Raw genomic sequence first — 12,504 nt, 5'->3', positions numbered from 1 at the left:
TCCCATGACCTCCCGCATCCCTTCCTCGCTTGCCTTGCCCCAGCCCTGTGCACCGGGCTGGACGCGGCATGCCCTGCCCGCCGAGCTGGGCGACTGCCATGCGGAGCGCTTCACGCTGGGCGACGGCATCGTGCTGGCGCGCTCGCACTACTGCCCGCTGCGCGACCTGGTGGAGGACAGCGTGCAGGCCGATGCCTCGGACCAGGGCCGCACCCTGGTCATCACGCTGGGGCTGGCCGGGGAATCGGGCTTTGTGGCGCGTACGGGTGCGGCGCTGCGCTTCGGCGCGGGGCAGACCACGCTGGCAGCCTTTCGCGGCAGCCAGGGCGAGCGCCGCTATGCGGCAGGCCAGACCGTGCGCCAACTGCGCCTGCTGCTGTCGGGTGCAGCGCTGGACCGCTATCTGGGGGCCGAGCTTTCGCGGCGGCTGACGCAGGTGGACGGCGCGGCCGGCGTGCGGCCCTTGGACCACCGTGCCAGCCTGCCGGCCAGTCTGGCGCTGGCGCGGCGTCTGGCCCAGCCACCCGGGCATCAGCCCACCGATGCGCTGGACCGCCACATCGCCATGCTGAGCCTGGCCGCGCTGGAGCTGCGGCATCTCGCGCCTGCGCCGCAGCCGGCCAAGGCGGCACCGCGCTGGTCGGCCGACGAACTGGTCCGGCTGGAGCAGGCGCGCGAACTGCTGTCCACCCAGATGGACCGCGCGCTGACCCTGGCCTACCTGAGCGCCGCCGTGGGTCTGGGCGAGCACCGGCTCAAGCAGGGATTTAGCGCCGTCTTCGGCACCACGCCCCAGGCCCTGCTGCTGGAGCTGCGCATGCGCCGCGCCTGGGCGTTGCTGGAGACCGGCTGCCAGGTCGCCCAGGCCGGCTGGCAGGTGGGCTATGCCCATCCGTCGAACTTCAGTGCGGCATTTGCGCGGTTCTACGGGCGCAGCCCGAAATCGGTCTTCGGCCGCCGTTCCTGATCTGCGTCAAGCCTTTTTGTCCCCGATAGTTCTTTGGAACTAGGCCCGCCTGCGCGCTCCTAGTTCTTCCGCCTTGTCCGAGCGTACGGCTGGCGGATGTGCGGCGCGGCCCTCGCGCGGGACCATGCAAGCCATAGCCCCCACGAGGAAAACAAAATGGCAAACACAGCGCCCACCGCACAGGGCGACCCCCGAAAGAGCACCAGCACAGGCACACGCCACGACCGCCAGGCCTGGTCGGTCCTGGCCGTCAGCACCCTGGCCTTCACGGTCTGCTTCATGGTCTGGATGATGTTCGGCATCATCGGCATCCCCATCAAGAAGATGCTGGATCTGAACGCCACGCAGTTCGGCCTGCTCACGGCCATGCCCGTGCTCACGGGCTCGCTGGTGCGCGTGCCGCTGGGCATCTGGACCGACCGCTTCGGCGGGCGCATCGTGATGGCGGTGCTGATGGCCGTCACCGTGCCCGCGATCTGGGTGATGGGCTATGCCACCGAGTACTGGCACTTCCTGACCATCGGCCTGTTCGTGGGCCTGGCGGGCGGCTCGTTCTCGGTGGGCACGCCCTATGTGGCGCGCTGGTTTCCCAAGGAGCGCCAGGGCATGGCCATGGGCATCTATGGCGCGGGCAACTCGGGCGCGGCGGTCAACAAGTTCGTGGCGCCGGTGATCCTGGTGGCCTTCGGCTGGGCCGCCGTGCCGCATGCCTATGCGGCCATCATGCTGGGCGCGCTGGTGCTGTTCTGGCTGTTCAGCCACAGCGACCCGGCCCACCTGGTGCCCAGCAATGTGCGCTTCAGCGACCAGTTGAAGGCGCTCAAGGACCCGCGCGTGCTCAAGTACTGCCAGTACTACAGCATCGTCTTCGGCGGCTATGTGGCGCTGAGCCTGTGGATGGTGCAGTACTACGTGGGCGAGTACGGCCTGGACATCCGCGTGGCGGCCCTGCTGGCGGCCTGCTTTTCGCTGCCGGGCGGCGTGCTGCGCGCCATCGGCGGCTGGCTGTCGGACAAGTACGGCGCGCACAGCGTGACCTGGTGGGTGCTGTGGGTGTGCTGGATCTGCCTGTTCCTGCTGTCCTATCCGCAGACGGATTTCACGGTACTCACCACCGAGGGCAGCACCCGCTTTCACCTGGGCCTGAACGTCCATGCCTTCACCGCGCTGATGTTCGTGCTGGGCATTGCCATGGCCTTCGGCAAGGCCAGCGTCTTCAAGTACATCAGCGACGACTACCCCGGAAACATCGGCGCCATCAGCGGCATCGTGGGCCTGGCCGGCGGCCTGGGCGGCTTCATCCTGCCCATCCTGTTCGGCGTGCTGCTGGACTGGACGGGCATCCGCTCCAGCGCCTTCATGCTGCTGTACGGCGTGGTCTGGGTGTCGCTGATCTGGATGTATTTCACCGAGGTGCGCCGCACCGACGTGCTCAACAGCCACGGCGGCCACAGCGATGTGCAGCCGACCGCGCGCTGAACCGCAGGAGTTGCACATGCATGCGAACACCAAGACCGCCGCAAAGGCATCCGCGCGCAGCCGCCCCGGCAGCGTGCTGACCCTCTGGCGCCCCGAGGACAAACAGTTCTGGGAGCGCGAGGGCGAGGCCATCGCCAGGATCAACCTCTGGATCTCGGTGCCCGCCCTGTTCCTGGCCTTTGCCATCTGGCAGGTCTGGAGCGTGGTGGCCGTGAACCTGCCCGCGCTGGGCTTCACCTACTCCACCAACCAGCTGTTCTGGCTGGCGGCGGCGCCTGCGCTGTCGGGCGCCACGCTGCGCATCTTCTATTCCTTCATGGTGCCGCTGATGGGCGGGCGCCGCTGGACGGCGCTGTCCACGGCCTCGCTGCTGATCCCGGCCATCGGCATAGGCTACGCCGTGCAGGATGCCAGCACCGGTTATCCGACCATGCTGATCCTGGCCCTGCTGTGCGGCCTGGGCGGGGGCAACTTCAGCTCCAGCATGGCCAACATCAGCTTCTTCTTTCCCAAGGAGCGCAAGGGCTCGGCCCTGGGCGTGAACGCGGGCCTGGGCAACCTGGGCGTGTCGGTGGTGCAGTTCCTGAGCCCGCTGGTGATCACGGCCGGCATCTTCGGCGTCTTCGGCGGCGATGCGCAGACCATCACCAAGGCCGGCGAGACCACCCGGGTCTGGGCGCAGAACGCGGCCTTCATCTGGGTGCCGTGGATCGCCATCGCCTCGCTGGCCGCCTGGTTCGGCATGAACGACATCGCCGACGCCAAGGCCAGCTTCGCGGCCCAGGCCGCCATCTTCCGGCGCAAGCACAACTGGGTGATGTGCCTGCTGTACCTGGGCACCTTCGGCTCGTTCATCGGCTTTGCCGCCGGCTTTCCGCTGCTGATCAAGAGCCAGTTCCCGGCGGTCAATCCGCTGGCCTATGCCTGGCTGGGCCCGCTGCTGGGCGCGCTGTCGCGGCCCTTTGGCGGCTGGCTGGCCGACAAGGCGGGCGGCGCGCGCGTGACGTTCTGGAACTTCCTCGTCATGGCCGTGGCCGTGGTGGGCGTGCTGTATTTCCTGCCCAAGGGCAGCGGCGGCTACGCGCTGGGCTTCGGCCCTGCCGAGGGCAGCTTCATGGGCTTCTTCCTGATGTTCCTGGTGCTGTTCCTGACCACGGGCATCGGCAACGGATCGACCTTCAGCATGATCCCGGCGATTTTCCTGGCGCTCAAGCAGCGCGAACTGGGCGCCCATCCCAGCGAGGAAGCCCAGGCCCATGCCCTCAAGGAGGGCAATACCGAAGGCGCGGCCGCCCTGGGCTTTGCGGGCGCGCTGGGAGCCTACGGCGGCTTCTTCATCCCCAAGAGCTACGGCAGCTCCATCGCCGCCACGGGCGGGCCCGAGCTGGCGCTGTGGGTGTTTGCCGCCTTCTATGTGCTGTGCGTGGGCGTGACCTGGTGGTACTACGCGCGCAGGAACGCCGAGATGCCCTGCTGAGACCCGGGCCGCAGGCACTACTGCACCGAACAGCAACGCACCGCAACGAACAACAAGGAGTCCCGCGATGAGCCATTTTCTGGACAAGCTTTCCTACTTCTCCCTGCCCCGGCAGGAATTCTCCAACGGCCATGGCCAGGTGACGGGCGAGGACCGCACCTGGGAAGACGCCTACCGCGACCGCTGGGCGCATGACAAGGTGGTGCGCTCCACGCACGGCGTGAACTGCACGGGCTCGTGCTCGTGGAAGATCTACGTCAAGGGCGGCATCGTGACCTGGGAGACCCAGCAGACCGACTACCCGCGCACGCGCGCCGACCTGCCCAACCACGAGCCGCGCGGCTGCGCGCGCGGCGCCAGCTACAGTTGGTATCTGTACAGCGCCAACCGCGTCAAATACCCCATGGTGCGCGGCCGGCTGCTCAAGCACTGGCGTGCTGCACTGGCCGTGGCCAGGAGCCCGGTCGATGCCTGGGCCGCCATCGTCGAGAACGCGGATGCGCGCAGCGAGTGGCAAAAGCAGCGCGGCCTGGGCGGCTTCGTGCGCAGCAGCTGGGACGAGGTCAACCGCATGATCGCGGCGGCCAACGTCTACACCATCAAGAAGCACGGGCCGGACCGCATCATCGGCTTCTCGCCGATTCCGGCCATGTCCATGATCTCGTATGCCGCAGGCAGCCGCTACCTGAGCCTGATCGGCGGCGTGTGCATGAGCTTCTACGACTGGTACTGCGACCTGCCGCCGGCCAGCCCCCAGACCTGGGGCGAGCAGACCGACGTGCCAGAGAGCGCCGACTGGTACAACTCCAACTTCATCATCGCCTGGGGCTCCAACGTGCCCCAGACGCGCACCCCCGACGCCCACTTCTTCACCGAGGTCCGCTACAAGGGCGCCAAGGTCGTGGCCGTCACGCCCGACTACTCCGAGGTCGCCAAGCTGGCCGACCTGTGGATGCACCCCAAGCAGGGCACGGACGCGGCCGTGGCCATGGCCATGGGCCACGTCATCCTCAAGGAGTTCTACTTCGGCGAGCGCGGCCGCCCGGCCTATTTCGAGGACTATGCGCGCCGCTACACCGACCTGCCGCTGCTGATCCGCCTCAAGCGCCAGCAACTGCCCGATGGCCGCACGGCCCTGGTGCCCGAGCGCTATGTGCGCGCCAGCGACTTCGACGGCCACCTGGGCCAGGACAGCAATCCCGAGTGGAAGACCGTGGCCTACGGCAAGGACGGCGGCGTGGCCCTGCCCAACGGCTCCATCGGCTTTCGCTGGGGCGAGGCCGGCCGCGCCGACGAGGGCCTGTGGAACCTCGAATCCAAGGAGGCGCGCACGGGCAACGACGTGCAGCTCAAGCTCTCGGTGCTGGACGGCCAGGGCGTGGACAGTGAAGTGGCCGACGTGGCCTTCCCCTACTTCGGCGGCCTGCAGTCGCCGGGCTTCGACGCCAACGAGCAGGGCACGGATGTGCTGCTGCGCCGCGTGCCCGTCTCGCGCATGGTGCTGGACGGCGAGGAGGCCATCGTGGCCACCGTGTTCGACCTGCTGGCGGGCAACTACGGCATCCACCGCGGTCTGGAAGGCGAGGGCGCTGATGGCGGCTATGACGCCGATGCGCCCTACACCCCGGCCTGGCAGGAAAAGATCACCGGCGTGCCGCGTGACCAGGTGATCGCCATTGCGCGCCAGTTCGCCGACAACGCCGAGAAGACGCGCGGCAAGTCCATGGTCATCATCGGCGCGGCCATGAACCACTGGTACCACTGCGACATGAACTACCGCGGCATCATCAACATGCTGATGCTGTGCGGCTGCATCGGCCAGAGCGGCGGCGGCTGGGCGCACTACGTGGGCCAGGAAAAGCTGCGCCCGCAGACCGGCTGGACCGCGCTGGCCTTTGCGCTGGACTGGCTGCGCCCGCCGCGCCAGATGAACTCCACCAGCTTCTTCTACGCCCACACCGACCAGTGGCGCTACGAGAAGCTGGGCGTGGAAGAGGTGCTGTCCCCGCTGGCCGACCGCAGCCAGTACGGCGGCGCCATGATCGACTACAACGTGCGCGCCGAGCGCATGGGCTGGCTGCCCAGCGCCCCGCAGCTGCAGGCCAACCCGCTGCAGCTGGTGCGCGACGCCCAGGCCCAGGGCCTGGACGTGAAGGACCACGTGGTGCAGTCCCTGCAGGACGGCTCGCTGTCCATGAGCTGCGAGGACCCCGACCACCCGGCCAACTGGCCGCGCAACATGTTCGTGTGGCGCTCCAACATCCTGGGCAGCTCGGGCAAGGGCCACGAGTACTTCCTCAAGCACCTGCTGGGCACCACGCACGGCGTGCAAGGAAAAGACCTTGGAGAACAAGACCCCCCCGATGCGCTGCGCGCCTCCCCCCAGGGGGCGGCCGGCTTGGGGCGGCCCGGCGCCGGCCATTCGGCCAAGCCGCAGGAAGTGCGCTGGCACGACAAGGCGCCCGAAGGCAAGCTGGACCTGCTGGTCACGCTGGACTTCCGCATGAGCACCACCTGCCTGTACTCGGACATCGTCCTGCCCACGGCCACCTGGTATGAGAAGAACGACCTCAACACCAGCGACATGCACCCCTTCATCCACCCGCTGTCGGCGGCCGTGGACCCGGCCTGGCAGGCCAGGAGCGACTGGGAGATCTACAAGGGCTTCGCCAAGTCCTTCAGCGAGGTCTGCGTGGGCCACCTGGGCGTGGAAAAGGACGTGGTGCTCACGCCGCTGATGCACGACACCCCCGCCGAGCTGGCCCAGCCCGATGGCGTGCGCGACTGGAAGAAGGGCGAGTGCGCCCTGATCCCCGGCAAGACCGCGCCGCAGATTGCCGTGGTCGAGCGCGACTATCCCAACCTCTACAAGCGCTTCACGGCCCTGGGCCCGCTGATGGACAGGCTGGGCAACGGCGGCAAGGGCATTGGCTGGAACACCGAGACCGAGGTGGAGCAGCTGGGCGAGCTCAACGGCCTGGTGCGCGAGGAAGGCGTGAGCCAAGGCCGCCCGCGCATCGTCACCGACATCGACGCCACCGAGGTGGTGATGATGCTGGCGCCCGAGACCAACGGCCACGTGGCCGTCAAGGCCTGGGAGGCGCTGTCGAAGCAGACGGGGCGCGAACACGCCCACCTGGCCCTGCACCGCGAGGACGAGAAGATCCGCTTTCGCGACATCCAGGCCCAGCCGCGCAAGATCATCAGCTCGCCCACCTGGTCGGGCCTGGAAAGCGAGAAGGTCAGCTACAACGCCTGCTACACCAACGTGCATGAGCTGATCCCATGGCGCACCCTCACCGGCCGCCAGCAGTTCTACCAGGACCATCCGTGGATGCGCGACTTCGGCGAAGGCTTCGTCAGCTACCGCCCGCCCGTGCACATGAAGGCGCTGCAGGAAGTGCAGGGCCAAAAGCCCAACGGCCACCCCGAGATCGCGCTGAACTTCATCACGCCGCACCAGAAGTGGGGCATCCACTCCACCTATGGCGACAACCTGATGATGCTCACGCTGGCGCGTGGCGGCCCCATCGTCTGGCTCAGCGAGGACGACGCCAAGAGCGCCGGCATCGCCGACAACGACTGGGTGGAGCTGTACAACGCCAACGGCGCCATCGCGGCGCGGGCCGTGGTCAGCCAGCGCGTCAAGCCGGGCATGGTGATGATGTACCACGCGCAGGAGAAGACCATCAACACGCCGGGCTCGGAGATCACCGGCACGCGCGGCGGCATCCACAACTCGGTCACGCGCATCGTGCTCAAGCCCACCCACATGATCGGCGGCTACGCGCAGTACAGCTACGGCTTCAACTACTACGGAACCATCGGCACCAACCGCGACGAGTTCGTGCTGGTCCGAAAGATGCGCCGCATCGACTGGCTGGATGACGAAGCTCCGGCCGGCGCGGCCGCCCATGCCTGAACAACAAGGAGAAACACGATGAAAATCCGCGCACAGATCGGCATGGTGCTGAACCTGGACAAGTGCATCGGCTGCCACACCTGCTCCGTCACCTGCAAGAACGTCTGGACCAGCCGCCCCGGCGTCGAATACGCCTGGTTCAACAACGTCGAGACCAAGCCCGGCATCGGATACCCGCGCGAGTGGGAAAACCAGGCCAAGTGGAACGGCGGCTGGATGCGCCGCACGGACGGCTCCATCGCGCCCCGCCAGGGCGGCAAGTGGAGCCTGTTGATGCGCATCTTCGCCAACCCCAACCTGCCCCAGATCGACGACTACTACGAACCCTTCACCTACGACTACGAGCACCTGCAGTCGGCCAGGGAAAGCAAGGCCGCGCCCACGGCGCGCGCGCGCAGCCTGATCTCGGGCCAGCGCATGGAGAAGATCGAATGGGGTCCGAACTGGGAGGAAATCCTGGGCGGCGAATTCAGCAAGCGCAGCCATGACGTGAACTTCGAGCAGATCCAGAAGGACATCTACGGCCAGTTCGAGAACACCTTCATGATGTACCTGCCGCGCCTGTGCGAGCACTGCCTGAACCCGGCCTGCGTGGCGTCCTGCCCCTCGGGCTCGATCTACAAGCGCGAGGAGGACGGCATCGTCCTCATCGACCAGGACAAGTGCCGCGGCTGGCGCATGTGCGTCTCGGGCTGCCCCTACAAGAAGATCTACTACAACTGGCAAAGCGGCAAGGCCGAAAAATGCATCTTCTGCTACCCGCGCATCGAGGCCGGCCAGCCCACCGTCTGCTCCGAAACCTGCGTGGGCCGCATCCGCTACCTGGGCGTGCTGCTGTACGACGCCGACCGCATCGAGGAAGCGGCCAGCGTGGAGCGCGACCGCGACCTCTACCAGGCGCAGCTGGACATCTTCCTGGACCCCAATGACCCCGAGGTCATCCGCCAGGCACGCATCGACGGCATCCCCGACGCCTGGATCGAGGCCGCCCAGTCCAGCCCCGTCTACAAGATGGCCGTGGACTGGAAGGTGGCCCTGCCGCTGCACCCCGAGTACCGCACCCTGCCCATGGTCTGGTATGTGCCGCCGCTGTCGCCCATCACCTCGGCGGCGAACGCCGGGCATCTCGACAGTGTCGGCCGCAGCCCCATCAATGGCGACCTGCCCGATGTCTCGCAGCTGCGCATCCCCGTGCAGTACCTGGCCAACCTGCTCACCGCCGGCGACACCACGCCCGTGGTGCGCGCGCTGGAGCGCATGCTGGCCATGCGCGCGTACCAGCGCAGCAAGCACGTGGACCAGGAACAGAACCTGGCCGTGCTCCAGTACGCGGGACTGACGGTGCACGAGGTCGAGGACATGTACCAGACCATGGCGATCGCCAACTACGAGGACCGCTTCGTCATCCCCTCGGCCCACCGCGAATACGCCGAAAGCGCGTTCGATTTGCGCGGCGGCTGCGGCTTCTCGTTCGGCAACGGCTGCTCCGACGGCAGCACCGACGCCAGCCTGTTCGGCGGCAAGAAGCCGCGCACCATCCCCATCCGTGCGCAAATGTGAGGACTGCCGCCATGTTCAATCACAACACCTCCTCCCCCGTGCGCCTGACGCTGCGCGCGCTGGCCTGCCTCATCGGCTACCCCGGCGCGGAGCTGCGCGCCCTGCTGCCGGGCCTGATCGACGCCCTGCGCCTGGAGCAATCCGTGGCGCCCGCGCGGCTGCGCGAGTTGCAGCAGCTGGCCGAGCAGCTGCAGTCCATGGACCCCTTCGAGGCCGAGGCCCGCTACGTGGACACCTTCGACCGGGGCCACCAGACCTCGCTGCACCTGTTCGAGCATGTGCACGGCGACTCGGCCGACCGAGGCCCGGCGCTGATCGACCTGCAGCAGACCTACGAGCGCGCGGGCCTGGCCTTCGAAGCCGACGAACTGCCCGACCACCTGGCCGTGGTGCTGGAGTTCGCCTCCACCCAGCCGCCGGCCATCGCCCGTGAATTCCTGGGCGAGATGGCCCACATCCTCAACGCCCTGTTCACGGCGCTGGCGCGGCGCGACAGCCCCTACGCCAGCGTGATCGCGGCCGTGCTGGAGATCACCGGCCACAGGGCCGAGCGCGTGGAAATCCGCCCCGAGCCCGCCATGGACGAGGCCTGGGCCGAACCCGCCGCCTTCGACGGCTGCAGCAGCCAGGGCCAATCGCGCCCCGGCGCCGAGCAGCCCGTGCATTTCGTGCGCCGCACGGCGGCGCCCCAAGCCCAAGGACCCCGCCAAAGGAGCCTGACATGACCCCCTCCTGGATAGACCACCTGCTCTTCGGCCTCTACCCCTACATCTGCCTGGCCGTGTTCTTCATCGGCAGCTGGCTGCGCTTCGACCGCGACCAGTACACCTGGAAGAGCGATTCATCGCAGCTGCTGCGCAGCGGCAGCCTGCGCTGGGGCAGCAACCTGTTCCACATCGGCGTGCTGTTCCTGTTCTTCGGCCACACCGTGGGCATGCTCACGCCGCACTTCGTCTACGAGCCCTTCATGGCCGCAGGCGCCAAGCAGCTGCTGGCCATGGTCAGCGGCGGCATCGCGGGCACGCTGGGCTTCATCGGCCTCACCATCTTGCTGCACCGCCGGCTGTTGGACGTGCGCATCCGCGCCCACTCCAGGTTCAGCGACATCGCCATTCTCTGGCTGCTGTGGCTGCAGCTGCTGCTGGGCCTGGCCACCATTCCGCTGTCGGCAAAGCACATGGACGGCTCCATGATGATGGCCCTGGCCGAATGGGCGCAGCGCATCGTCACCTTCCGTGGCGGCGCGGCCGAACTGCTGGACGATGCCGGCTGGGTGTTCAAGGCCCACATGTTCCTGGGCATGAGCATCTTCCTGGTCTTTCCCTTCACGCGCCTGGTCCACGTCTGGAGCGGCTTCGGCACCCTGGTCTACCTGCTGCGCCCCTACCAGCTGGTGCGCTCGCGCCGCCTGGGCCTGCCCGCATCGTCGGCACGCCGTGACGCCAAGCCCGGCCATTGAGGAGAGCGACATGGAACATGGATGCAACGGATCGGGCGGCGGCCACTGCGGCTGCGCGTCTTCAAACCCTTCTTCAACTTCTACTTCTTCTGCCCCGATGGGGGATTTCCCGGCGATTCCCGAAGTGCCGGTCTTCCAGCCCGTGGGCGAGGCCGGTGCCGAGGTGGCCCGCATCAACAACACGCCGCTGCACGCACCCGGACAGCGCCCGCCCGAGCGCGAACTGCGCCAGCGCGCCTGCACCGAGCTGCTGCGCCAGGCGGCCCAGCGCGAAGGCCTGCTGGGCGCCGATGATGCGGCCGGCGACGACGGCGTCATCAGCGAGCGCGCCTCCCGTGCCATAGAGCAGCTGCTGGAGCAATCGCTGCACCTGCCCGAGCCCGGCGAGGACGCCTGCCGCCGCCACTTCGATGCCAACCCCGCGCGCTTCGCCCAGGGCGAGCGCGTGCGCCTGCGCCACGTGCTGTTTGCCGTCACGCCCGGCGTGGACGTGCGCGCCCTCACCCAGCGGGCCGAGGCCCTGCTGATCGAGCTGCGCTGCGCCGACGACGCCGGCCTGCGCTTTGCCGAGGCCGCGCGCCAATGGTCCAACTGCCCCAGCGGCCAGCATGGCGGCGAACTGGGCTGGCTGGGCCGCAGCGACTGCGCGCCCGAATTCGCGCGCGATGTCTTTGCCTCCCAGGAAATCGGCGTGCTGCCGCGCCTGGTGCACAGCCGCTTCGGCCTGCACGTGGTCGAGGTCTGCACGCGCGAGGCGGGCGTTCTGCCCGACTGGCAGCAGGCGCGCCCAGCCGTCGCCCAGGCCCTGCACCAGCAGACCTGGGTGAGCGCGCTCCACCAGTACCTGCAACTGCTGGCCGGCCAGTCCGAGGTGGTGGGCGTGCGCATCGCTGCGGCCGACTCGCCGCTGGTGCAATAGCAGGGGGACGTGCCCATGCCCGACGACGAACTGCTGCAGCGCCTGCGGCGCTTCCACGAGCACGCCTTCCCGCAGTACCGCGCGCAGTTCCGCACCCTGGTCGAAGAGGGCCAGCATCCGACCACGCTGTTCATCGGCTGCTCGGACTCGCGCCTCGTGCCCTACCTGCTCACGGGGGCGCCGCCGGGCGAGCTGTTCCTGGTGCGCAACGTGGGCGCCTTCGTGCCGCCGTACGACGGATCGCACGGCCACCACGGCACGGCGGCGGCCATCGAATTCGCCGTGCTCAACCTGCAGGTCAGCCGCATCGTGGTCTGCGGCCACAGCCACTGCGGAGCCATCAAGGCCCTGTATGGAGAAGTCTCGCCCGAGGCACGCAACCTGCAGCGCTGGCTGGACCTGGGCCGCGAGGCCGTGCTGCCCGTGCAGGCCGGCCCCGAGGCGCTGCGCCGCACCGAGCAGCGCGCCGTCGTGCTGCAGCTCGAACGGCTGATGGCCTATCCCATGGTGCGATCGCGGGTAGAGGCCGGGCAGCTCAGCCTGCACGGATGGCACTATGTCATCGAAGACGGCGAAGTCCATGTCTTCGATGTCCAGACCGGCCGCTTTGTTGCGGCATCTCAAGCTCCGCACAGCGGCACCGGGCCGTACCCGCCCTACGTGGAGCATGATGGACAAGTGCTTGTCGACTGAGGCCCGAGCAAGTGCCAGGGACGGCGGC

At 68.1% G+C, this 12,504-nt stretch carries 9 protein-coding genes; all 9 read left to right on the top strand.

The annotated features are described in order from the left end of the window. Positions 1-4: 4 nt before the first annotated feature. Complete coding sequence (locus tag ACF8O7_RS02255; protein WP_126311223.1) at positions 5-967, top strand: AraC family transcriptional regulator; 963 nt, start codon at positions 5-7, stop codon at positions 965-967. A gap of 156 nt (positions 968-1,123) precedes the next feature. Next, positions 1,124-2,446: a nitrate/nitrite transporter gene (locus ACF8O7_RS02250; protein WP_126311225.1), complete on the top strand. Its 1,323-nt coding sequence runs from the start codon at positions 1,124-1,126 to the stop codon at positions 2,444-2,446. Positions 2,447-2,462: 16 nt separating this feature from the next. Continuing rightward, positions 2,463-3,923 (top strand): MFS transporter, encoded by a 1,461-nt coding sequence (locus ACF8O7_RS02245; RefSeq protein ID WP_043820416.1) that lies wholly within the window; start codon positions 2,463-2,465, stop codon positions 3,921-3,923. A 67-nt stretch (positions 3,924-3,990) separates the two neighbouring features. Beyond that, positions 3,991-7,845, top strand: coding sequence for a nitrate reductase subunit alpha (locus tag ACF8O7_RS02240; protein WP_392442160.1), 3,855 nt, complete (start codon positions 3,991-3,993; stop codon positions 7,843-7,845). Positions 7,846-7,863: 18 nt separating this feature from the next. Next, on the top strand, positions 7,864-9,405 hold the full coding sequence (narH, locus tag ACF8O7_RS02235; RefSeq protein ID WP_034363529.1) for a nitrate reductase subunit beta: 1,542 nt from the start codon (positions 7,864-7,866) through the stop codon (positions 9,403-9,405). A gap of 11 nt (positions 9,406-9,416) precedes the next feature. Continuing rightward, positions 9,417-10,130: a nitrate reductase molybdenum cofactor assembly chaperone gene (narJ, locus tag ACF8O7_RS02230; protein ID WP_392442157.1), complete on the top strand. Its 714-nt coding sequence runs from the start codon at positions 9,417-9,419 to the stop codon at positions 10,128-10,130. Beyond that, positions 10,127-10,864 (top strand): respiratory nitrate reductase subunit gamma, encoded by a 738-nt coding sequence (gene narI, locus ACF8O7_RS02225; RefSeq protein ID WP_392442154.1) that lies wholly within the window; start codon positions 10,127-10,129, stop codon positions 10,862-10,864. The genes narJ and narI overlap by 4 nt, the downstream gene beginning before the upstream one ends. Positions 10,865-10,961: 97 nt before the next feature. Then, a complete protein-coding gene (locus ACF8O7_RS02220; RefSeq protein WP_392442151.1) occupies positions 10,962-11,783 on the top strand; it encodes a peptidylprolyl isomerase in 822 nt (273 codons plus the stop codon). Positions 11,784-11,798: 15 nt separating this feature from the next. Continuing rightward, positions 11,799-12,476, top strand: coding sequence for a carbonic anhydrase (locus ACF8O7_RS02215; protein ID WP_126311231.1), 678 nt, complete (start codon positions 11,799-11,801; stop codon positions 12,474-12,476). Positions 12,477-12,504: the final 28 nt, after the last annotated feature.

The sequence above is a fragment of the Delftia sp. WSY_16 genome, assembly GCF_043104415.1.
Lineage (GTDB): Bacteria > Pseudomonadota > Gammaproteobacteria > Burkholderiales > Burkholderiaceae_C > Comamonas > Comamonas tsuruhatensis.
This window is presented reverse-complemented; position numbering and strand designations above follow the sequence as displayed.

Coding starts and splice junctions, on each gene's coding strand:
- ACF8O7_RS02255 (WP_126311223.1), top strand. CDS start 5: ATGACCTCCCGCATCCCTTCCTCGCTTGCCTTGCCCCAGCCCTGTGCA.
- ACF8O7_RS02250 (WP_126311225.1), top strand. CDS start 1,124: ATGGCAAACACAGCGCCCACCGCACAGGGCGACCCCCGAAAGAGCACC.
- ACF8O7_RS02245 (WP_043820416.1), top strand. CDS start 2,463: ATGCATGCGAACACCAAGACCGCCGCAAAGGCATCCGCGCGCAGCCGC.
- ACF8O7_RS02240 (WP_392442160.1), top strand. CDS start 3,991: ATGAGCCATTTTCTGGACAAGCTTTCCTACTTCTCCCTGCCCCGGCAG.
- narH (WP_034363529.1), top strand. CDS start 7,864: ATGAAAATCCGCGCACAGATCGGCATGGTGCTGAACCTGGACAAGTGC.
- narJ (WP_392442157.1), top strand. CDS start 9,417: ATGTTCAATCACAACACCTCCTCCCCCGTGCGCCTGACGCTGCGCGCG.
- narI (WP_392442154.1), top strand. CDS start 10,127: ATGACCCCCTCCTGGATAGACCACCTGCTCTTCGGCCTCTACCCCTAC.
- ACF8O7_RS02220 (WP_392442151.1), top strand. CDS start 10,962: ATGGGGGATTTCCCGGCGATTCCCGAAGTGCCGGTCTTCCAGCCCGTG.
- ACF8O7_RS02215 (WP_126311231.1), top strand. CDS start 11,799: ATGCCCGACGACGAACTGCTGCAGCGCCTGCGGCGCTTCCACGAGCAC.